This is a genomic window from Enterococcus sp. S53 (genome assembly GCF_016516865.1).
GTDB classification, from domain to species: Bacteria; Bacillota; Bacilli; order Lactobacillales; family Enterococcaceae; genus Enterococcus_D; species Enterococcus_D innesii.
The window spans coordinates 412,889-434,682 of sequence record NZ_JACVUH010000001.1 but is presented as its reverse complement, the minus strand read 5'-3'; the positions used below and the strand labels follow the sequence as shown (position 1 = coordinate 434,682).

At 42.0% G+C, this 21,794-nt stretch carries 17 protein-coding genes; 13 read left to right on the top strand and 4 right to left on the bottom strand.

Annotation, left to right across the window (positions count from 1 at the left end):
• Positions 1 to 193: 193 nt before the first annotated feature.
• From IAE45_RS02115 to IAE45_RS02100, 4 genes are all read left to right on the top strand, one after another.
• Positions 194 to 1,942 carry an ABC transporter ATP-binding protein gene (locus IAE45_RS02115; RefSeq protein ID WP_086292192.1) on the top strand — a complete coding sequence of 583 codons (1,749 nt, stop codon included), beginning with the start codon at positions 194 to 196 and terminating at the stop codon, positions 1,940 to 1,942.
• Positions 1,942 to 3,717, top strand: coding sequence for an ABC transporter ATP-binding protein (locus tag IAE45_RS02110; protein ID WP_140964910.1), 1,776 nt, complete (start codon positions 1,942 to 1,944; stop codon positions 3,715 to 3,717). The genes IAE45_RS02115 and IAE45_RS02110 overlap by 1 nt, the downstream gene beginning before the upstream one ends.
• A gap of 305 nt (positions 3,718 to 4,022) precedes the next feature.
• On the top strand, positions 4,023 to 4,865 hold the full coding sequence (gene licT / locus IAE45_RS02105; RefSeq protein ID WP_081118096.1) for a BglG family transcription antiterminator LicT: 843 nt from the start codon (positions 4,023 to 4,025) through the stop codon (positions 4,863 to 4,865).
• A 199-nt stretch (positions 4,866 to 5,064) separates the two neighbouring features.
• Complete coding sequence (locus IAE45_RS02100) at positions 5,065 to 6,984, top strand: beta-glucoside-specific PTS transporter subunit IIABC (RefSeq protein ID WP_195265026.1); 1,920 nt, start codon at positions 5,065 to 5,067, stop codon at positions 6,982 to 6,984.
• Between the two features lie 76 nt (positions 6,985 to 7,060).
• Here IAE45_RS02100 and IAE45_RS02095 read toward each other — a convergent pair whose 3' ends face one another.
• Positions 7,061 to 7,981, bottom strand: coding sequence for a MurR/RpiR family transcriptional regulator (locus tag IAE45_RS02095; protein WP_005235454.1), 921 nt, complete (start codon positions 7,979 to 7,981; stop codon positions 7,061 to 7,063).
• A gap of 259 nt (positions 7,982 to 8,240) precedes the next feature.
• Here IAE45_RS02095 and IAE45_RS02090 point away from each other — a divergent pair, with 259 nt between their 5' ends.
• Positions 8,241 to 9,632, top strand: coding sequence for a 6-phospho-beta-glucosidase (locus IAE45_RS02090; protein WP_081118099.1), 1,392 nt, complete (start codon positions 8,241 to 8,243; stop codon positions 9,630 to 9,632).
• Positions 9,633 to 9,652: 20 nt separating this feature from the next.
• Complete coding sequence (locus IAE45_RS02085) at positions 9,653 to 11,086, top strand: 6-phospho-beta-glucosidase (RefSeq protein WP_008378424.1); 1,434 nt, start codon at positions 9,653 to 9,655, stop codon at positions 11,084 to 11,086.
• A 231-nt stretch (positions 11,087 to 11,317) separates the two neighbouring features.
• Here the strand turns inward: IAE45_RS02085 and IAE45_RS02080 are convergent, their stop codons facing one another.
• Both IAE45_RS02080 and IAE45_RS02075 read right to left on the bottom strand, forming a co-directional pair.
• Complete coding sequence (locus tag IAE45_RS02080; protein WP_077454296.1) at positions 11,318 to 11,788, bottom strand: glutathione peroxidase; 471 nt, start codon at positions 11,786 to 11,788, stop codon at positions 11,318 to 11,320.
• 152 nt (positions 11,789 to 11,940) lie between these two features.
• Positions 11,941 to 13,326, bottom strand: coding sequence for an MATE family efflux transporter (locus IAE45_RS02075; protein ID WP_144771641.1), 1,386 nt, complete (start codon positions 13,324 to 13,326; stop codon positions 11,941 to 11,943).
• Positions 13,327 to 13,511: 185 nt separating this feature from the next.
• Here IAE45_RS02075 and trxB point away from each other — a divergent pair, with 185 nt between their 5' ends.
• The 6 genes from trxB (at position 13,512) to thrB (ending at position 20,150) form a co-directional block, all read left to right on the top strand.
• Entirely contained in the window at positions 13,512 to 14,444 is a 933-nt protein-coding gene (gene trxB / locus IAE45_RS02070; protein WP_077454294.1) for a thioredoxin-disulfide reductase, read from the top strand.
• A gap of 147 nt (positions 14,445 to 14,591) precedes the next feature.
• Complete coding sequence (locus tag IAE45_RS02065) at positions 14,592 to 16,319, top strand: phospho-sugar mutase (RefSeq protein ID WP_200124701.1); 1,728 nt, start codon at positions 14,592 to 14,594, stop codon at positions 16,317 to 16,319.
• A 243-nt stretch (positions 16,320 to 16,562) separates the two neighbouring features.
• Positions 16,563 to 16,856 (top strand): ArsR/SmtB family transcription factor, encoded by a 294-nt coding sequence (locus IAE45_RS02060; RefSeq protein ID WP_005225828.1) that lies wholly within the window; start codon positions 16,563 to 16,565, stop codon positions 16,854 to 16,856.
• A 116-nt stretch (positions 16,857 to 16,972) separates the two neighbouring features.
• On the top strand, positions 16,973 to 18,223 hold the full coding sequence (locus IAE45_RS02055; protein ID WP_200124699.1) for a homoserine dehydrogenase: 1,251 nt from the start codon (positions 16,973 to 16,975) through the stop codon (positions 18,221 to 18,223).
• Between the two features lie 2 nt (positions 18,224 to 18,225).
• Positions 18,226 to 19,284, top strand: coding sequence for a threonine synthase (thrC, locus tag IAE45_RS02050; RefSeq protein WP_200124697.1), 1,059 nt, complete (start codon positions 18,226 to 18,228; stop codon positions 19,282 to 19,284).
• Positions 19,281 to 20,150: a homoserine kinase gene (gene thrB / locus IAE45_RS02045; protein ID WP_077454291.1), complete on the top strand. Its 870-nt coding sequence runs from the start codon at positions 19,281 to 19,283 to the stop codon at positions 20,148 to 20,150. Before thrC ends, thrB begins: the two co-directional genes overlap by 4 nt.
• A gap of 78 nt (positions 20,151 to 20,228) precedes the next feature.
• Here thrB and IAE45_RS02040 read toward each other — a convergent pair whose 3' ends face one another.
• Complete coding sequence (locus IAE45_RS02040; protein WP_010748043.1) at positions 20,229 to 21,116, bottom strand: pyruvate, water dikinase regulatory protein; 888 nt, start codon at positions 21,114 to 21,116, stop codon at positions 20,229 to 20,231.
• A gap of 95 nt (positions 21,117 to 21,211) precedes the next feature.
• Here IAE45_RS02040 and IAE45_RS02035 point away from each other — a divergent pair, with 95 nt between their 5' ends.
• Positions 21,212 to 21,643, top strand: coding sequence for a Fur family transcriptional regulator (locus IAE45_RS02035; RefSeq protein WP_005225833.1), 432 nt, complete (start codon positions 21,212 to 21,214; stop codon positions 21,641 to 21,643).
• Positions 21,644 to 21,794: the final 151 nt, after the last annotated feature.

Genomic DNA, 21,794 nt, shown 5'->3' with positions numbered 1-21,794 from the left:
CTAAGAAGCGGGCTGATTTTATCAGCTCGCTTTTTATTGCGGCAAAATGTAGAAACTAGTAAAAAAATGGCCGCATGCTGCTTTTGCTATTTACGTTCTGCGAATAGCGAGGTAGCAATCGAATCTGAATCTAATAAATATTCGGAAAAATCGCAAAATTTAGGCAACATGTCACAAAGAAATGGAGAGTGTTATGTCAATATTTAGGAAGTTAGGTTGGTTTTTTAAACAAGAAAAGAAACATTATTTGTTAGGCGTAGGCTCTTTAGTCCTAGTCGCCTTGGTACAGTTGGCACCCCCAAAAGTTATTGGGATCATCATCGATGAGATTGCGGAAAAAGAGATCTCGATGCAGACGATCTTTTTTTGGGTCATGATCTTGATTGCTTCAGCCATCGCTCAATACGTGTTCCGTTTCGTCTGGCGGACGCATATCTGGGGCAGTGCTGCTCGGCTAGAAAAAACGTTACGCAGACAGCTATTTGCACATTTTACAAGGATGGATCAGTTGTTTTATCAAAAGCATCGGACAGGTGATTTGATGGCCCATGCCACCAATGACTTGAATGCCATCCAAAATGTGGCAGGGGCGGGGATCTTGACCTTTGCCGATTCCTTCATCTCGGGAGGGGCAACCATCATTGCGATGGTTCTCTTTATCGACTGGCGGTTAACGATCATTGCTCTATTGCCGCTGCCTTTCTTAGCAGTCATGGCACGGGTTCTTGGTAGCAAATTGCATGATGCGTTTCGTGACTCGCAAGAAGCCTTTTCTTCCATCAACGACAAAGCCCAAGAAAGTATTACTGGGATGAAAGTCATCAAAACTTTTGGACAGGAAAAAGAGGACATCGCTGATTTTCAAACCAAAATCGACCATGCCATCATCAAAAACCGCAAAGTCAATTTTCTGGATGCCTTGTTTGACCCGTTTATTACGATCATCATCGGAATCTCCTATGTGCTGACGATCATCGTTGGCGGCAATTATGTTATGGACGGTACCATCTCGATCGGTCAATTGGTATCCTTCATCAGTTATATCGGTATGTTAGTTTGGCCGATGTTTGCCATCGGACGTCTGTTTAATGTGCTGGAACGAGGCAATGCTAGTTATGATCGGGTTGCCGAATTGTTGGCGGCAAAGACCCATATCATTGAAGCCAAAGATGCAGTCGATGCCCCAGCCCAAGGAACGGTGAACGTTCAAATCAATGAGTTTCACTATCAAGGAGATGATTTTGCCCTGCAAGACATCCACTTTACTTTGCCAGCGGGTCAGACACTAGGTGTCGTCGGGAAAACCGGTGCTGGAAAAACCTCTTTGATGAAGCTCTTGTTGCGAGAGTATGATTCATTTGACGGGGCGATCACCTTCGGGGGCATCGATAGCAAGCAATACTCCTTGAATGCTCTTTTGGGTTCGATTGGCTATGTTCCGCAAGATCATTTCTTGTTTTCCATGACGATTCGAGACAATATCCGCTTTGCGCAACCACGAGCTTCTCAAGCAGAAGTGGAAGCGGCTGCTGGATTAGCAGTGATCCATGAGGATATTAGTCAGTTTCCTGATGGATACGAAACGATGGTGGGGGAACGTGGTGTTTCTCTTTCCGGCGGACAAAAACAGCGGTTATCCATTGCGCGTGCCTTGATCACTGATCCAGAATTATTGATTTTAGATGACGCCCTTTCAGCAGTAGATGCCAAAACGGAAGAAGCTATTTTACAACAGTTACGGACCTTCCGTCAGAATAAAACGACAATCATTGCTGCTCACCGCCTAAGCAGTGTCAAGCACGCAGAAGAAATTCTGGTGATCGACAATGGGAAAATCAGTGAACGCGGGACCCATGAACAATTATTGGCTGCAAATGGCTGGTATAAAAAAATGTGGGACAAACAGCAATTAGAAGCCAAAATCGAAGGGAGTGAAGCCTAATGCAAGAATCAGAATGGAGCAAATCGATTCCCTTTAAAGAGCAAAAAAACATCATCAAACGAATGTTTCTTTTTGCCAAGCCATTTCGAAAAACCTTCTATGCAGCGATCTTTTTTGCTTTTGTGCTATCGATCGTCAATATCTTGTTGCCTTTGATCATTCAAACCTTTATGGATAATTATTTGACCAATCAAACGGCGACCCAGCAAGTCATTTATTTCTTTGCTGCGCTGTATTTCTTTGGGGTGTTGGTAAAAGCTGTGATTTGGTTTTTCCAATGGTTCCTTTATTCGATGGGTTCTTTAAAAACCTATCAATATATTCGAGCAAAATTATTTGAAAAATTGCATAGTCTTGGGATGCGCTATTTCGATCAGACGCCAGCGGGTTCAATCGTTTCACGGGTCAGCAACGACACAGAAACGTTGTATGAATTTTGGTATGTCTTCTTGATGGTATTGACAGGAATTTTTGCGGTGGTTTCTTCTTTTGCCGCCATGTTCCGCATCAACGTCAAAATCGCCTTATTAAACTTGATTTTTCTGCCAATCCTAATGGTAGTCATCTGGTATTATCAAAAATTCAGCTCTCGTATCTATCGTCAAATGCGGGAAAAACTGAGTCAGCTGAATACGAAATTGAATGAATCGATTTCTGGTATGCAGATCATTCAACAATTCCGCCAAGAGGCGCGGCTGAATGAAGAATTCGAAGCGACCAACGATGATTATTTGAAAACTAGATACGCCATGATCCGCACTAATGCGCTGCTATTATCACCAATCATTAGTTTGTTGTATGCCTTAGCGATCGCCTTGTCATTGACGGTCTTTGGGTTTGATGCTTTAGAATCGCCCATTGAAGTCGGGTTGATTTTCGCCTTTACGACCTATATTCAAGGGTTTTTTAATCCCATGACACAGATGATGGATTTTCTCAGCGTTTTTACTGATGGGATGGTCGCCGGCAGCCGTATTTTGAAGATTATGGATAATGAAGAATATACGCCGCAGCAAAACCCCAATGCCAGTCAAACCATCACCAAAGGAAAAATCGAATTTCGCGATGTCAGTTTTTCCTATGATGGAAAAAACAACGTATTGAATCATATTTCTTTCATCGCCTATCCAGGTGAGACCGTGGCTTTAGTCGGTCACACAGGAAGTGGCAAGAGCTCGATCATCAATGTGCTGATGCGTTTTTATGAATTCGGGGAAGGACAAATTTTGATCGATGATCAAGATATCCGCGACTTTACGATGGAAGAGCTTCGGAAAAAAGTTGGACTCGTATTACAAGATGCCTTCATGTTTTATGGGGACATCGCTGATAATATCCGCTTATTAAATCAGGACATTGATGAGGAACAGATTGAAAAAGCAGCAAAATTTGTTCAAGCAGATGCTTTCATTCAAAAACTACCTGGTAAATACCACGCCAAAGTGATTGAACGGGGTGCCAGTTATTCAAGCGGTCAGCGACAATTGATCTCCTTTGCTCGCACGATGGTGACCGATCCGAAAGTTCTGGTCTTGGATGAGGCGACTGCCAATATTGATACTGAAACAGAAGGACTGATCCAAGAAGGGTTGGCCAATATGCGTCAAGGGCGAACCACGATCGCGATCGCCCATCGATTGTCTACCATTCGCGATGCTGAGTTGATTTTGGTGCTTGATAAAGGCTCGATCGTGGAACGAGGCACCCATGATGAACTTTTGGCTCAAAAAGGGTTGTATGCCGATATGTATCGTTTGCAGGCAAGTGAAGTTTAATAGTTTTATTAGTAACGCTAACCTTAAAGACTTTTGTTTTTAAGGTTTTTTTGTATGAAAAAAGAAGGAAGGGATGAATATAAAAATAACGAACAACGATTGACAGCGCTTTCTACCTTTGCTATGATAAAGATAATAAAACTGGTTCTAATGGATAGTGATTGTTGATTTTTAACAAGCTAAACCTGATGAAGCTGCGGTATTTGCGCTGCTTTCATGAGGTTTTTTCTGTGTTGACTGTTGGCTCAGCAATAAAGACAAGCAATGAACCATATCCGCAATGATAAAGTAAGTGGGGGTAGGACATGAAAATCAGTAAAGTGTTAAACAATAATGTTGTGATCACTACCGATCAAAGTCAAAACGAGATTATTGTTATGGGGCGGGGGATTGCCTTTAAGAAAAAAGTGGGGGATGACATTTCTTCAGAAGCGATCGATAAAGTGTATCGCTTAGAAAATCAGACGATCTTATCTCAATTTCAAGAGCTGCTTGCTGACTTACCACTGGAATACCTTGAATTATCCAATGAGATCATTGAGTATGCTCGGCGAGAATTGTCATCCCCCATCAATGATTCCATCTACATCTCGCTGACAGATCATATGCACTGTGCCATTGAACGATCGAAAAAAGGAATGACGGTCAAAAATGTCTTATTGTGGGATATCAAGCGTTTTTTCCCCGATGAGTACCAAATAGGCTGTAAAACCGTAGAGAAAATCAAAGAACATTACGGGATTCAGCTGCCAGATGACGAAGCTGGCTTTATTGCTCTGCATCTCGTCAATGCACAAACCGAGAATGGTGACCAAGGCAATATTGCTGAGCTAACCCAAACGATGCAAGACATCATTAACATTGTTAAATATTTTTTTAAAACAACCTTTGATGAAGAATCCGTTTATTTTTATCGCTTCACCACGCATCTGAAGTTTTTTGTCTCAAGAATGCAAAACCATACCCCTCATGCGGATGAAACTGATGAAGATCTTTTGGCTATGGTCAAAGTGAAATACCGAAATGCGTATCAATGCGTACAAAAAATCGCTGAACTATTAGAAAATCAGTATCAGTATCAAATGTCCAGTGACGAAAGTTTGTATTTAACGATTCATATTGCCAGACTTGTGCAAAAAAATCGTTGATTGAAAAAATAAGAAAGGAGAAGGATTTCTTGATTCATGAGAAGATGTCGAAAAAGAAGAATTTCTTCGCAATGATTCTTACTAAACATCAGCTTCAAGACATCTGACCATGCAGCAAAAAATCAAAAAAAGAAAACATTTTGGATAGTGACATTCAGTTGGCTAAACCTTCAATACAAAAAAATTGGAGGAATCAAAAATGGGAAAATATCGTGAATTAGCAGAAAAAATCGTCGCAAATGTCGGTGGGAAAGAGAACATCAATAGCTTGACACATTGTATCACACGCTTGCGTTTTAAATTAAAGGATGAAGGCGTCGCAAATGATGAAGTCTTAAAGAACATGGATGGTGTCGTGACGGTCATGAAGAGTGGCGGTCAATACCAGGTGGTTATCGGAAACCATGTGCCAGATGTCTATGCAGAAGTGATCGATGTTGCAGGAATCAGTGGTGATGCTGAAGAAGAAAGTTCTGGTGGGAATATATTCAATCGTCTGATTGACATCCTCAGTGGATGTTTTCAGCCTTTCTTAGGTGCGTTGGCAGCTGCTGGTATGATCAAAGGATTCAATGCATTATTAGTCTTTTTAGGCACACAAGGTTGGTTCAATTATACAGCAGAATCAGGAACATATGTGATGTTGAATGCGATCGGTGACGCAATATTTATGTTCATGCCTGTGATTTTAGGTTATACTTCTGCAAAAAAATTCCGTTTGAATCCAATGGTCGGTATCGTTATTGGAGCTGCATTATGCTACCCAACGATTCAAGGCACTGCACTACAAACAGCGTTTACTGCAGTTTCCGGAGAAGGGGCAGCAGCACCCTATAGCTTACTTGGACAATCAGCCTACCAAACTTTCTTAGGTATTCCATGGGTAGGCGCAACCTATACAAGTAGTGTCGTACCAGTTATTTTCATTATTGCATTTGCTGCACAGATTCAGAAGCTTGCAAAAAAACTGATTCCAAGCGTAGTACAAACTTTCCTGGTGCCATTTTTTGTTTTGCTGATTGCTTTACCTGTTGGGTTCTTGATTATTGGTCCAATAATCAGCATGTTGACAGATTTATTGAGTGCTGGATTCCAAGCACTAATGGATTTCTCGCCAGCAATCTATGGTCTCATTCTAGGATTCTTCTGGCAAGTCTTGGTTATTTTCGGCTTACATTGGTCAGTTGTTCCACTAGCGATTATGCAAGTTACTCAACAAGGATTCAGTCAAGTGTTGACAGGTTCATTTGGAGCTAGTTTTGCTCAAACAGCTGTTGTCGTTGCAATGTATTTCAAATTAAGAGACAAAAAGATGAAAGCATTGTGCCCTCCAGCAATCATTTCTGGTATTTTTGGTGTAACTGAACCAGCAATTTATGGAATCACTCTTCCTAAAAAAACACCTTTCATTTATTCCATGATCGGTGGGGCTGTTGGGGGTCTGTTCTTGATGGTCAATGGTGTAACAGGATACACAATGGGCGGACTTGGTATTTTTGGAATTTTTAATTTCATCACACCGGATGGAGATGCGAGTGGCATGTGGACTTCTCTGATTGCAATCGCCATTTCGGCAGCGATTGGCTTTGGTTTGACGATGGCTTTCTGGAAAGATGATGCAGTGGAAGAAGAAATTGCAGAAGGACAACCAGCGATGACTGTTCGGAAAGAAGTGATCACTTCTCCAGTGGAAGGAACCATCGCACCATTAAGCAGCGCAAAAGATGAAGCCTTTGCTCAAGGAGTGCTAGGGAAAGGCATCTTGATCCACCCTTCAAAAGGTGAAGTTGTGGCTCCTTTTGATGGCACAGTAATGACCTTGTTCCCAACGAAACATGCCATTGGCTTGATTTCTGATAACGGTTTAGAGCTATTGATTCATATTGGTTTGGATACGGTTCAGTTAAATGGCGAATTCTTTGAAGCGCATGTGAAGCAAGGAGATAAAGTCACTCGTGGGCAAAAACTGATCAGCTTTGATAAAGATGCGTTGATCAAAGCTGGATTCAATATTGAGACGCCAGTATTAGTTACCAACTCCGCCGATTATTTGGATATCATCGAGTCTGACAAACGAGAAGTTGGCTGTTCCGATGATTTGATCACGGCTTTAGTTTAGCCAAAACTTTATTAACAAGAGCTAAGTAAGTATAAAAGCGATCGCCCATGTGAAGCGATCGCTTTTTGGCAGCTGTTTAATTGGGAAACAGTGAGTCTTTATAATGGAGATTTTTATCGTAGGTTGGTTCAGCAATAATCGTTGATGATGTAGGGCGCTTGTCGTAAGCCATCCCAATATCGATCAAATGCTGCAGATTTTTCTCATAATGCTCCGAAAAAACGACTGCATACAACAAATCCAGCAAGTAGCAAACCGATGTATTGATCGTAAAGTTGGCGATCTTTGAGTAGAGCCTTTCTCTTGTCGTGATATTCAAAACACAATTACTTAATTTTGCCAAGGAGTTCTCCCCGATACTCGTCATGCCAATGATGGAAACCTGCCGTTCGGCAAGGATCTTCCCAATTTCTTTGACCATTTTATTTTCGCCAGTATAAGAGATCAAAATCGCAGTCGTATCGGAGGTACAGTTGGAAGCCTCATAGGCACTTTCGCCGAAGGTATCGCAGACGTGGATGTTTTTTCCTAAACGTCGCATTTTCAAAACAAAGTCTTGAGAAATCAAGGTATTGGCATTACTGGCGAAGATCTTGATATGGTTGGCATTGAGCAACGATTGTTTCGCTTTTTGTAATTCATCATGATGGATCAAGGAAAGTGTATCTTCAATCGTTGTTTGTTCAAGCTTTGCCAACTTTTTGGCGATGGTCATAATGCCGTCGTGGGAGGAAAAAGGAAAGTTCGCATCCACATCGGTAAAATGGCTGCTCATATAAGTTTGCTCTTCCACAAAGGCCGTTTTTAAATCGAGCCAACCATTGAAGCCTAATTTTTTTGCGATCCGAATAAAAGTAGAAGGATGAACGTAGGTTTTTTCTGACAATTCCTTGATGGTTTGATCCGCCATCGCAGTCGGGTTGGCTAATAAATAATCGATCAACGATCGTTCCGCGGGTGCTAGTTTGATTTGGCGCATTTTTTCTTGTAGCAACATGGTATGTATGCTCCTTTTTACATTTTTTATGATTATTTGTAAATGTTTTTTACAGAAATTCTTCTTTATTAAGTAATTAGCGAATCGTTTACATCCTAATTATTTCTTATTTTATGCTCTTTGTAAATCTTTTTTACAAAACACCTGCTAGAAGAAGCGAGATTTGCAAACGCTTTTTCTAAATAAGCTATTTACATTGAATCAAATGTTTTTATGAATGATAATAAGAATGTAAATAAAATAGCAAAGGAGCAATACAATGACAAAAGGAATTAAAATTGCAACCATTGGTGGCGGCAGCAGCTATACCCCGGAGTTAATGGAAGGCTTTATCAAACGCTATGAAGAATTGCCGATTCGTGAAATTTGGCTAGTAGATATCGAAGCAGGAAAAGAGAAATTAGAAATCGTAGGTGCGATGGCACAACGAATGTGGGACGCCACGCCTTATGATGTAAAAATCCACATGACATTGGATCGAGAAGAAGCGTTAAAGGATGCCGATTTCGTTACGACTCAATTCCGAGTAGGGTTGCTGAATGCCCGCATCAAAGATGAACGAATTCCTGCCTATTACGGCATGATTGGTCAAGAAACCAATGGCCCTGGGGGAATGTTCAAAGCGTTCCGTACGGTACCGATCATTCTTGAAATTGTTGAAGACATGAAACGTTTATGTCCGGATGCTTGGTTGATCAATTTTGCGAATCCAAGCGGCATGGTAACTGAAGCAATCGTGCGTTACGGAAAATGGGACAAAGTCATCGGGTTGTGTAATGTGCCAGTCATGGCAACCATGATTGAGCCAGCCTTAATTGGCAAAGAACCGGATGAATTGATTTACAAATTTGCAGGATTGAACCACTTCCACTGGCACAAAGTTGCTGATTCACACGGCAACGATGTAACGATGGACATTATTGATAAAATGTATGAAGAAGACAATGGCTTACCGAAGAATATCTTTGATGTACCATTTTACAAAGAACAGCTGGAACAAATGAAGATGATCCCTTGTGGGTATCACCGTTATTACTATCGTCAAGAAGAAATGTTGAATCATGCGATTGAAGAGTACAAAACTGTCGGTACACGCGCACAGCAAGTAAAACAAACTGAAGCCGAATTGTTTGAGTTGTACAAAGATCCTGAATTGGATCATAAACCTGAACAGCTGCAAAAACGTGGTGGTGCGTATTACTCAGATGCAGCGTGTGAAACGATTGCTTCCATTTATGCCAATAAAAATACCCAAATCGTTGTTTCAACCAAAAATGAAGGCGCCGTTCCTGATCTACCTGCCGATTGCGTAGTCGAAGTGACCGCTTACGTTGGTGGACAAGGCGCGAGAAATGTTGCCTTTGGTGAGTTACCGACAGCTGAAAAAGGTTGGTTACAGGTAATGAAAGCAATGGAATTATTGACGATCGAAGCCGCTGTGACTGGGGATTACAATATCGCATTACAAGCATTCACCATCAACCCACTGGTTCCATCAGGAGATACGGCAAAACGTGTCATGGACGAACTGTTTATTGCCCACAAAGATCACTTGCCGAAATTTAAGGAAACAATCGCACGTCTTGAAAAAGAAGGCGTCGAAGTACAAGATGAAGTAGCCCGCGAACTTGATCGCGAACTAGTTAAATAAAGAGAAAGTAGGAAAGAAACATGGCATTTAGAAAAGACTTTTTATGGGGCGGCGCAACAGCTGCCAATCAATGTGAAGGAGGCTACCAAGAAGGCGGACGCGGCTTAGCAAACGTAGACGTGGTACCGATCGGCAAAGATCGTTTTCCAGTGATTACTGGTCAAATGAAAATGTTTGATTTTGATGACGAACATTTCTACCCAGCAAAAGAAGCGATCGATATGTATCATCGCTACAAAGAAGACATCGCATTATTTGGCGAAATGGGCTTTAAAACCTACCGCTTGTCGATCGCTTGGAGTCGGATTTTCCCTAAAGGGGATGAAACAGAACCAAATGAAGACGGCTTGAAATTCTATGAAGATCTTTTCAAAGAATGCCACAAATACGGGATCGAACCGTTAGTAACGATCACTCACTTTGATTGTCCGATGCATTTAGTTGAAAAATACGGCGCATGGCGTTCTCGTGAATTAGTCGGATTCTATGAAAACTTGTGTAACGTGATTTTCAACCGCTACAAAGGATTAGTAAAATACTGGTTGACCTTTAACGAGATCAACATGATTCTACATGCGCCATTTATGGGAGCTGGTTTGTACTTTGAAGAAGGCGATAATGTTGAGCAAGTGAAATACCAAGCGGCTCACCATGAGCTGTTGGCCTCTGCGATCGCAACGAAAATCGCTCATGAAGTCGATCCTGAGAACAAAGTAGGTTGTATGTTAGCTGCTGGCGCATACTATCCATATACAAGCAAACCAGAAGATGTCTGGGAATCTCGCAAAGCAGATCGCGAAAACTATTTCTTTATTGATGTTCAATCACGTGGGGAATATCCACAATATGCGCTGAAAGAAATGGAACGCAATGGGATCGAAATCAAAATGGAAGAAGGCGACCTTGAGCTGTTGAAAGCTCATACCGTTGACTTTATTTCTTTCTCTTACTATTCTTCCCGCGTATCAACAACGGACGCTGAATTGTTAGAACAAACGGCTGGCAATATTTTTGCCTCTGTGAAAAACCCATACTTGGAAGCAAGTGAGTGGGGGTGGCAAATTGATCCACTTGGTTTGCGGATCACGATGAATGACATTTATGATCGCTACCAAAAACCATTGTTCATCGTTGAAAACGGCTTAGGAGCTGTCGATACACCGGATGCAGATGGTTATGTGGAAGATGACTATCGAATCCAATATTTGGCAGAGCATATTCAAGCAATGAAAGATGCGGTTGAACAAGATGGTGTCGATTTATTGGGCTACACCACATGGGGTTGTATCGATTTAGTTTCAGCTGGAACCGGTGAAATGAAAAAACGCTATGGTTTCATTTATGTGGACCGTGACAATGAAGGAAACGGCACCTTGAAACGAACAAAGAAAAAATCATTTGATTGGTACAAACAAGTGATTGCTTCAAACGGTGAAGATTTATCGAATAACTAATCAAAAGAAGCTGCCGTTGATCTCTTAGAGAATCTAAAGAGATCAACGGCAGTTTTTTAAAGTCTTTTTAAAAACTTTTGTAACGAACGGCTTCTTTAAGAAGAAATGGAGGCTCAAATATTTTTGATAACCGACAATGAGAGTGTTGTAAAATGTTTGCGTTGCAGCAATTACAAAAAGGCGACCTTAAGGATGACGTATTTTACCCTTAAGGTCGCCTTTATCAATTTTTTAAAGAACTTTTTCAATTTCAGGAATCATTTTTTGAGGATTGGTTTGTGGAGCAAAACGCTCAACGACTCTGCCTTGGCGATCCACCAAAAATTTCGTGAAATTCCATTTAATGGCTTTGCCTAGCGTGCCCGGTGCTTCTTCTTCCAAATAGCGAAACAAGGGATCCGCGTCTTTGCCATTGATCACCGTTAACTTGTGCATCGGAAAATCAACACCATAGGTGGTTCGGCAAGCGGCTGCGGCTTCTTCGGCTGAACCGACTTCTTGTTTGAACTGGTCAGAAGGAAATCCTAAAACGACCAACCCTTGGTCTTTATAGGTTTCATAAAGACCTTGTAATTCTTTGAACTGCGGGCTCAAACCGCACTTCGTAGCTGTATTGACGATCACTAGCGGTTGACCTTCGTATTTTGCTAGCGAATACGTTTCGCCGTTTTCTAATGTTGCTTGGTAGTCATAGATTGACATAGCAAACGCTCCTTTTAATGTAAATCATAGTCGATAGCTTCTGAGACAAGTATAGAGCAAAGTCTTCAAAAAAACCAAGCAAACTTCTTGGCGTATCTTATTTTTTATGGAAAACAAAAAGTCCAGCAGTCACCGAGACCGCTGGACTTTAATTATGCTTCTGGTAAGACTTCTGGTTCGGCTTCTTGGGGATGAACGACAGCTTTGGTTTTCCAGACACCAGAATGCCAGCGATAGATCATTAAGATACTGCGGAGTGCTTCGTCAATGGCATAAGCGATCCAAACGCCGATCAAACCGAATTTAAAGACGATCGCCAATGAGTAAGAAAACGGTAAGCTGATGACCCATAGAACAACTAGACTGCAGATCAATGGGAACTTCACGTCGCCACTTGCATTCAAGGAACCCACAAGGATCATATTGACTGCACGCGCTGTTTCTAAGACGATCTCTACCAAAAAGACACCTTTAGCAATCTCGATCACTTCCGCGTTGGAGGTAAAGATTCCCATGATTGGCTCAATAAACAAGTAAGTCAATAGACAGATCGTCACTGAGGCAATGATCCCGATCACCATCGTGCGCATGCCTCGCTGATGCGCGCGATCGAATTCTCCAGCACCGACATTGCGGCCAATCATGATTTGATTCCCTTGACTTAATGCGGAGGCAATCAAATAAACAAATTGGGTGATAGCTGTTACGTAAGATTTCGCAATCAAGACACTTGCACCAAGTTGAGCCACGATCATCGTCACCACGACTTGCGCACCTTGATAGGAAAGAGACTCGCCAGAAGAAGGCAATCCGTAAGTCAAAATGTTTTTCATCACACCCCAAGAGACGTTCGAAAAACGGGCAGACAAAACAGAAAAATTCACGTGCTTCTTCAGTAATATTGCGGCAATTACTAAACCGATCGAATTACCAAAGACGCTAGAAAATGCCAATCCAGTGACACCGAAATTCGGCAATCCGAAGGGGCTGTATAAGACAAAATAATTCCCAATCACGGCTAGAATACTAGCAAACATTGGTACCAATAACGCAGGTTTTGTGAAACTGTGGCTACGCATGACAGCAATTATGACCGCCGTGATCGAGGAAAGGAACAGACTTCCGCCATATACTTGTAAGTACCCATGCCCGAGGGCAACTAATTCAGCATCCAGTCCCATGAAACGCAAGAGATAGGTTGAGCCAAAAAGGAACATTAAGCTGATTAAAATTCCAATGAATAATGAGCCAAAAAGAGCGGTATTGATGACTTTCGGGATCTGGTTCCGTTTTTTTGCACCAATTAATTGGGCAATAATGATCTGAGTACCCACGGTGATGAAACCGTAAATAAAGACCGTTAAATTTAACAGTTGATTGGCGGCACTGACAGCCGCTACTGCTGGCTCGGAGTAATGAGAAATCATCCAAACGTTGATATTCCCAATAACGACCCGCAAAAATAGCTCAACAAAAATCGGCCAGCTGAGGAAAAGTAGTTCGCGATCTGATTTTCCTAAAAGTTTTTTCTTATTCAATTGTAAGGACTCCTTATTTTCTATATAATAGACGTATCGTGAAAATTTTACAAAAATTGAAAAGAAAGTCAATGTAATTTTCAAAAGTAAAAGCAGGAATATCTTATTATTTTTTGTAAGCAGATGAGTTGAAAGAATTTGCTTTTGAAAGTAAAGTATGGGTAGTCCAAATTGGAGGGAAATATATGTATGATGTAATTATCATCGGCGCAGGCCCTGCGGGGATGACAGCAGCGCTTTATGCGTCAAGATCGAATTTATCAGTACTAATGATTGAACGAGGTGCACCTGGCGGTCAAATGAATAATACGGCTGAAGTTGAAAACTACCCAGGATACGAGTCAATCTTAGGCCCTGAACTAGCATTCAAGATGTATGAAGGTGCCATAAAATTTGGTGTTGAAAATGCTTATGGAATCGTTCAAAACATCACTGACCAAGGTGAGTTTAAAGAAGTTGTGACCGAAGACAAAACTTATCAAGGAAAAACAGTCATTATTGCCACAGGGTGTGTACATAGAAAGTTAGGCGTCAAAGGCGAAGAAGAATTTGCTGGACGCGGTGTTTCATACTGTGCGGTTTGTGACGGTGCCTTTTTCCGTAACAAACGCTTGATTGTTGTTGGCGGAGGCGACTCGGCAGTCGAAGAAGCTATCTACTTAACACAATTTGCTTCTGAAGTAACGATCGTTCACCGTCGTGACGAATTACGAGCACAAAAAATCATCCAAGACCGCGCATTTGCCAACGAGAAAATCTCTTTTATTTGGGATTCTGTTGTGGAAGAAATCAAAGGCAATGAGATGGTCGTAACTGGCGTGCAAATCAGAAACGTAAAAACGGATGAAGTGACAGAAGAAGCTGCTGGCGGTGTCTTTATCTATGTTGGTTTAGATCCGTTGACAGAGCCATTCAAAGCCAGCGGTATCACGAATGATGCTGGCTGGATCTTAACCAATGACCAAATGGAAACTTCAATCCCTGGTGTCTATGCGGTTGGCGATGTTCGTGAAAAAGGCTTACGTCAAATCACGACAGCAGTCGGCGATGGCAGTATTGCTGGTCAACAAGTGTTTGACTTTATCGAAACACAAAAAGATGCTCAATTAACGAAATAACCTAATGGAATCAGCTGTTATTTTTAAAGTGTCAATCACTTTTGATAGCAGCTGTTTTTATTTTTCGTTTGGTTATTCTTTGAGAAATCTGTAAGTAGTGTTATACTAATTTTAGAGCATTTTAACGGAAAAAGGAGAGGTTATTTTATGGCATGGGAACAAACATTTAATCAATGGAAAAACAGTGAACACTTAGATCCACAATTAAAAGAACAATTGACCGCATTAGAAGCAGATCCTGCGATGCTAGAAGACGCTTTTTATATGCCTTTGGAATTTGGGACTGCCGGTATGCGAGGGATTTTAGGGCCAGGGATCAACCGGATGAACATTTATACGATTCGTCAAGCAACCGAAGGATTGGCTCGCTTTATGGATACACAAGATCCTGAAACAAGACGTCGTGGCGTAGCGATCGCCTATGATTCCCGTCATTTTTCACCTGAGTTTGCGATGGAAGCAGCGAAAACATTGGCAAAACATGATATTCCAGCCTTTGTCTTTGAAAGCTTACGTCCGACGCCAGAATTATCTTTTGCTGTGCGTTACTTAAAAACCTTTACTGGAATCATGATCACTGCTTCTCACAATCCAGCCGAATACAATGGCTACAAAGTATATGGGGAAGATGGTGGACAAATGCCACCTGCAGATGCGGATGCATTGACCAAATTCGTTCGGGAAATTGAAAATCCATTGGAGATCCCTGTATTAAGTGAAGAAGAAGCCAAAAACAGCGGCTTGATCTCTATTATTGGCGAAGAGATCGACACTGCCTATCTGAAAGAGATCAAAGAAGTTACCATCAATCAAGAATTGATCGATTCGGTGGGGAAAGATTTGAAACTTGTCTATACACCACTTCACGGAACGGGACGGATGCTTGGTGAGAAAGCATTGAAACAAGCTGGTTTCCAACAATTCATTATTGAACCTTCTCAAGCGGTTGCTGATCCAAATTTCAGTACAGTAAAATCACCAAATCCAGAAGAGCACTCTGCTTTTGAATATGCAATTGCTTTAGGAGAAAAAGAAGGAGCGGACTTATTGATCGCCACGGACCCAGATGCCGATCGCTTGGGGGCTGCAGTAAGAATGCCAGATGGCAACTACCAAGTGTTGACTGGAAACCAATTAGGCGCATTGATGATCCGTTATATTCTAGAAGCTCATAAAACAGCAGGAACCTTGCCTGAAAATGCAGCAGTCTTAAAATCGATCGTTTCTAGTGAATTGCCAACAGCGATCGCCAAATCTTACAATGTGGATATGATCAATGTTTTGACCGGCTTTAAGTTCATCGCCGAAAAAATCCAACAATTTGAAAAAGATCATTCGCAAACCTTCATGTTTGGTTTTGAAGAAAGTTATGGTTACTTAGTGAAACCATTTGTACGGGACAAGGACGCGATCCAAGCGCTCGTTTTATTAGCAGAAGTGGCGGCTTTTTACAAACAATCAGACAAAACCCTTTATGATGGTCTGCAAGATATTTTTGAAGAATATGGTTATTACGCAGAAAAAACCATTTCAGTAACGATGAGCGGTATGGAGGGGGCAACTAAGATTGCTGCCTTGATGAAGACTTTCCGTGAAAAAGCTCCTTCTGTTTTCGCAGGAACTCCTGTCGTTCAAACAGAAGACTTTAAACTGTTGACTCGTGTGGGCTTAGATGGACACCTGCAAAAAATGACGACACCGCCTTCTGATGTTTTGAAATACACATTAGAAGATGAAAGCTGGATTGCTGTGCGTCCTTCTGGAACTGAACCCAAAATCAAGTTTTATATTGGTGTGAAAGGCGAATCGGCAGATGAGGCAGAACAAAAAATTGCTGATCTGCAAGCAGCCATCGAAGAGATCACTGGGGAATAAAACTACCTGATGTCTCCAATACCAAGAAATTGCAACTGACTGAATGATCCGAGTGGTAGAAACGAAGCTTCGATTCCTCAGGACCCCGCTGTTGAGGAATCAAAGCTTCGAGAAGAAATTTTCTGACACTTGGATCTATTCGTGTCTTTTATCTATTTTCTTTCCCTTGCTCATCAAAGGTAGATTGACAAGCCGTCAACCAAGGGCTAAAATGCAAAAGGAAATAAGAGAGGATGTGGCGCGATGACTACGCCGAAATTAGAGGAAATTCAGCAAGTAACACAGATTTTTAAGATGCTTAGTGATCCCACCAGACTAAAAATTTTGTTGTCCCTTCAAGAAGGTGAACGCAACGTCACTTCGATTGCGGAACAAGTACATATGGAACAATCAGCAGTTTCTCATCAGTTGAAACTTTTGAAAGATAATCGGATCGTAAAGTCAGAGAGACAAGGAAAAACGATTCTTTATAGTCTCGATGACAAACATGTTGTGGATATTTTGCAAAAAACATTTGAACATATCCATCACCGTTAAAACTAGGGCGAGAATTTCTCAAAAGTCCTAGTTTTTTCTTATTGTTTTTGGTATGCTAGTGGAAATATTAAAATTAGATGAACGGTTTTTAATAACGTTTTCAGTTAGGGGGCATTATGGGTAAGCGATTAAACATTGGATTATTAGGAATGGGTGTTGTCGGCAGTGGAGTCTGTCAAGTGCTGGCGGAACAAAAAGAAGCCATTCTGGCACGGACAGGAGTCAATGTGCAAATCACGAAAGCACTAGCATCGCCTTATGAGGACAAGTCTGAGTTGGCGGCTAAGTATGGGTTTGCCTTGACAAATGAGGCAAATGAGTTGTTTGAAGATGAGACTATCGACGTAATTGTGGAATTGATCGGGAAGATCGATCCGGCAAAAGCGTTTATTTCAGCTGCTTTAGAAAATAAAAAGCATGTTGTGACGGCAAATAAAGATTTGATTGCCACCCATGGACCTGAACTGCTGGCAATTGCTGAAAAAGCCGGTGTTTCTCTTTATTATGAAGCCAGTGTGGGTGGCGGCATTCCGATTTTGCGCACATTGTGCACCCACTATCTACCTGATACCATCACAGGAATTTTTGGTATCGTCAATGGGACGACCAATTACATGTTGACGAAAATGACGGAAGATGGCCTGACCTATGAAGATGCTTTGTCGCAAGCTCAAGCAAAAGGCTTTGCGGAATCAGATCCTACCAATGATGTCGATGGCATTGATGCTGCTTACAAAATGGTGATTTTGACGAAATTTGCCTTTGGGAAAACGATCAGCATTGATGATGTTGCAACGAAAGGCATCCGCGGATTAGCTGTGGCAGATATTAAGCAGGCGCAAACCTTTGGTTATGAAGTGAAGTTGATCGGCGCAGCTCAAAAGACAGTTGACGGTTCCCTTACTGTGTCAGTCGGACCTGTATTAGTACCGAAAAACCATGCGTTGGCGACGATCCAAAACGAGTTTAATGGTATTTTTATCGAGAGCGAAGGCATTGATCAATCAATGGTTTATGGACCAGGAGCAGGATCGCGACCGACGGCCACCAGCGTGGTTGCGGATTTAACCGTGCTAGCAAAAAATAAAAGCTATGGGATCGTGGAACCATTTCTAACCTTTGAAAAAGAAACAGCATTAGCTACTGTCCGAGAAGTTCCCAGCCGACATTATGTGTCGTTTTCAAGTCAAGAGATCAAAGGGAACGCTCTTCCAGAATGGTTTGCGTTTGAGCAAACGGTGTTCAACGAAGCAGACCAACGAATTGTTGGAATCACCAATTCAATGAGCGAAAATGAGCTAGCAGAAAAACTCGCAACTTATACCGATGCACAAAGCATTCAAATAATGAAAGTGATGGAGGAATAGACATGTATCAAGGATTATTGCATCAATACAAAGAATATCTCCCAGTTAATGAAAATACCCCAGCATTGTCACTGGCAGAAGGTAACACGCCGTTGATTCCCTTACCAAGCCTTTCCAAGGAATTAGGGATCCAATTGTATGGAAAATACGAAGGGCTGAATCCAACAGGCTCATTTAAAGACCGCGGGATGGTCATGGCGGTGGCAAAAGCGGTGGAAGAAGGCGCCAAAGCAATCGTCTGTGCCTCGACAGGAAATACTAGTGCGGCAGCAGCAGCTTATGCCACCAGAGCGGGGATCAAAGCCTACGTTGTAATTCCAGATGGCAAGATCGCTATGGGAAAATTGGCGCAAGCAATCGTTTATGGAGCCGATATCATTTCGATTCCAGGAAACTTTGATGAAGCGTTAAAAGCGGTCCGGGATATTGCAGAAACGGAAGCCGTGGCGCTAGTAAACTCAGTCAATCCTTATCGTTTAGAAGGACAAAAAACAGCGGCCTTTGAAGTATGCGAACAATTAGGACAAGCGCCAGATGTTCTTGCGATTCCTGTCGGTAATGCAGGAAATATCTCGGCATATTGGAAAGGGTTCAAAGAATGGCATGAGAAAAAAGGCACCGCGTTGCCAAGAATGCATGGCTTTGAAGCTGAAGGTGCTGCTGCCATCGTCCGTGGTGAAGTCATCGAACAGCCGGAAACCATCGCTACAGCGATTCGGATCGGCAATCCAGCCAGCTGGCAGTTGGCAGAAGCCGCTCGTGATGAATCAAAAGGACATATTGATGCAGTAACCGATGAGGAAATTTTGAATGCTTACCGTAAAATCGCTGCGCAAGATGGTGTGTTTATTGAACCAGGCTCAGCTGCCTCGCTGGCTGGTGTCATCCAGCACGTGAAAGCAGGGAAAATCAAACCAGGTGAGACTGTCGTTGCCGTCTTTACTGGAAATGGTCTGAAGGATCCTGATACAGCTATCAAAGCGACAGAAGTAACCATCAATAAGATGAGTGATTTAGAAGAAATGCGTCAGCATCTTCGTGAAGGAGTTGCCAATCTATGAAGATCCGCGTTCCTGCAACCAGTGCGAACTTAGGTCCTGGTTTTGATTCCTGCGGGATTGCCCTGTCAAAGTATTTGTTCATTGAAGTTTTAAAAGAAAACGATACGTGGGAAATCATCCATGAGCTAGGTTCAGAGATCCCAACGGATGAAACCAACTTGCTTTTGCGTGTGGCTTTGAAATTAGCACCAGACATGAAACCATTGAAGATTCGTATGAGCTCAGATATTCCATTGGCACGAGGCTTAGGCAGCAGTTCTTCTGTTATTGTTGCTGGGATTGAACTAGCCAACCGCATGGCGCATATGAATCTGAGTGCAGCACAAAAACTTGAGATCGCAACCGCCATTGAAGGGCATCCTGACAACGTCGGACCAGCGATCTATGGAGATTTTGCGATTGCTGCCTATGATCATCAGCACAAGCATACGTATTTAGTCAAACATCATTTTCCTGAATGTGAGATCATCGCGTATATTCCTCACGATGAGTTGTTGACGGAAGCAAGTCGCCAAGTCTTGCCCCAGACACTTTCTCACGAGCAAGCAGTCGAAGCCAGTGCGATCGCCAATGTTATGATCGCAGCAGTCATCAATGGCAATCTGCCTCTTGCAGGGAAATTGATGCAGCAAGATCGTTTTCATGAAGCCTATCGTGAGAAACTTGTTCCACACTTGTCGACCATTCGCCAGATTTGTGAAGAAGAAGGCGGTTATGGCTGTTTCTTGAGTGGCGCAGGTCCCACTGTCTTAGCAATCGTCCCAGAAGACAAGGCAGAACGTATCTCAAAACTTTTGCATGCGCTGGAAAGTAATGCGTATATCGAACAATTGCAAATCGATCGTGAAGGGCTACAAGTTTTCTAAAGAGCTTTAAAATGAAAAATATACCAAAAACGATGAGCAGACTGAGTCCGCTCATCGTTTTTTATTGCTTAATAGTGGTTAATCTTTCGTCTCTGAGGTGTAATAGCTATGATCTTCTAAGTTTAATGCATTTAAAATCATCGAGGCGGTTTCTTCGATGGAAAGAGAAGCGACATTGATCACGACACAACCTAATTTCTCATAAAGATCATTGGCAAACGTCAGCTCCGCTTTGATTTTTTCGATATCGGAATACGCAGAATCGGGGTTCAAGCCGTAGGAGCGCATCCGTTCTTTGCGGATACTGTTTAATACATTCGGATCGTTTGTTAACCCAACGATTTTTTTCGGATCGATTTCCCAGAGCTGTTTCGGGATGTGGGCTTGCGGAACCAAAGGCAAATTAGCGACTTTTAAGTTTTTGTTCGCTAAAAATAGACTCAAAGGCGTTTTTGAGGTCCGAGAAACACCCAATAAAACGACATCCGCCTCTAAAAAGCCACGGGGGTCTTTCCCGTCATCATACATCACAGCAAACTCCATGGCTTTGATGCGTTTGAAATAATTTTCATTCAAGTGATGCAAAGCGCCGGGTTCTCGTGACGGTGCCACCCCAGTGCGGCGTTCAACTTCACTCACAGGCGGTGTCAGTACATCAAAATGATAGAGATCCGCTTCTTCACAAAAATGATTCGTCAAGTCCACTAGCTCTTCTTTGATCAAGGTATGAAGAATAATGGCATTGTGTTTTTTTGCATCTGATAATGCTTTGATCAAGTGCTCTTTCGTATGGATAAACGTGCGTCTGAAAAGGTTGAATTCGACGCTGGGGTATTGGGCCATTGTCGCTTGTGCAAGCTTCGATGCCGTTTCGCCGGCAGAGTCAGACAATACGAACATCGTCACTGCGGCACTGGTTTGCAATTTTTCTTGCAAGTCTGGTTGTTCAGGTTCAGTTGGCTTCATAAGAAAAATCCTCTCTTGCTTTTTTATTGATTTCATTATACCATACTTAAGATCGATAGAATCGGAATGATTTTGATTTATCAGGAGGGCCTACGATGAAAAATCAAACACTTATTGAGCATGCCATGACAACATTGAAAGAAAATGGCTTTAAATACACCAAAAAAAGAGAAGCGATCATCACCTATTTAGTCAAACGCAATCGCTATTTACCAGCAAAAGAAATTCATGAATACATGTCGGAAAAGTATCCTGGTTTGAGTTATGATACGATCTACCGGAATTTGCACGATTTTTCTGAGATCGGTATTTTAGAAGAAACAGAGCTGAACGGTGAGATGAAGTTTCGCTATAACTGCTGTGCAGAATTAGAGGACCATCACCACCATCATTTCATTTGTACAGTCTGCGGCAAAACAAAAGAACTGCATATTTGTCCAATGGACTTCTTTCAAGAACAGCTTCCTGGTTGTTTGATCGAGGGTCATCGCTTCGAGATTCTGGGGCGTTGTGAAGAATGTCAATGAAAACCCAAACAAACTTGACAGTATCGAAGACTTTTTTACCAGAATGCCTTGACACTTTTTCAGGGGTTAGCTATAATTTTTAAAGGACAGTCGTGTTTTTTGGGATTTTATTTCAATAACAACTACGGTTACTTTTTAAGCTCGGAGGGAG

What these genes read in the sequence shown, in the direction of transcription:
- IAE45_RS02115 (WP_086292192.1), top strand. Translation starts at nt 194, where the DNA reads ATGTCAATATTTAGGAAGTTAGGTTGGTTTTTTAAACAAGAAAAGAAA.
- IAE45_RS02110 (WP_140964910.1), top strand. Translation starts at nt 1,942, where the DNA reads ATGCAAGAATCAGAATGGAGCAAATCGATTCCCTTTAAAGAGCAAAAA.
- licT (WP_081118096.1), top strand. Translation starts at nt 4,023, where the DNA reads ATGAAAATCAGTAAAGTGTTAAACAATAATGTTGTGATCACTACCGAT.
- IAE45_RS02100 (WP_195265026.1), top strand. Translation starts at nt 5,065, where the DNA reads ATGGGAAAATATCGTGAATTAGCAGAAAAAATCGTCGCAAATGTCGGT.
- IAE45_RS02095 (WP_005235454.1), bottom strand. Translation starts at nt 7,981, where the DNA reads ATGTTGCTACAAGAAAAAATGCGCCAAATCAAACTAGCACCCGCGGAA.
- IAE45_RS02090 (WP_081118099.1), top strand. Translation starts at nt 8,241, where the DNA reads ATGACAAAAGGAATTAAAATTGCAACCATTGGTGGCGGCAGCAGCTAT.
- IAE45_RS02085 (WP_008378424.1), top strand. Translation starts at nt 9,653, where the DNA reads ATGGCATTTAGAAAAGACTTTTTATGGGGCGGCGCAACAGCTGCCAAT.
- IAE45_RS02080 (WP_077454296.1), bottom strand. Translation starts at nt 11,788, where the DNA reads ATGTCAATCTATGACTACCAAGCAACATTAGAAAACGGCGAAACGTAT.
- trxB (WP_077454294.1), top strand. Translation starts at nt 13,512, where the DNA reads ATGTATGATGTAATTATCATCGGCGCAGGCCCTGCGGGGATGACAGCA.
- IAE45_RS02065 (WP_200124701.1), top strand. Translation starts at nt 14,592, where the DNA reads ATGGCATGGGAACAAACATTTAATCAATGGAAAAACAGTGAACACTTA.
- IAE45_RS02060 (WP_005225828.1), top strand. Translation starts at nt 16,563, where the DNA reads ATGACTACGCCGAAATTAGAGGAAATTCAGCAAGTAACACAGATTTTT.
- IAE45_RS02055 (WP_200124699.1), top strand. Translation starts at nt 16,973, where the DNA reads ATGGGTAAGCGATTAAACATTGGATTATTAGGAATGGGTGTTGTCGGC.
- thrC (WP_200124697.1), top strand. Translation starts at nt 18,226, where the DNA reads ATGTATCAAGGATTATTGCATCAATACAAAGAATATCTCCCAGTTAAT.
- thrB (WP_077454291.1), top strand. Translation starts at nt 19,281, where the DNA reads ATGAAGATCCGCGTTCCTGCAACCAGTGCGAACTTAGGTCCTGGTTTT.
- IAE45_RS02040 (WP_010748043.1), bottom strand. Translation starts at nt 21,116, where the DNA reads ATGAAGCCAACTGAACCTGAACAACCAGACTTGCAAGAAAAATTGCAA.
- IAE45_RS02035 (WP_005225833.1), top strand. Translation starts at nt 21,212, where the DNA reads ATGAAAAATCAAACACTTATTGAGCATGCCATGACAACATTGAAAGAA.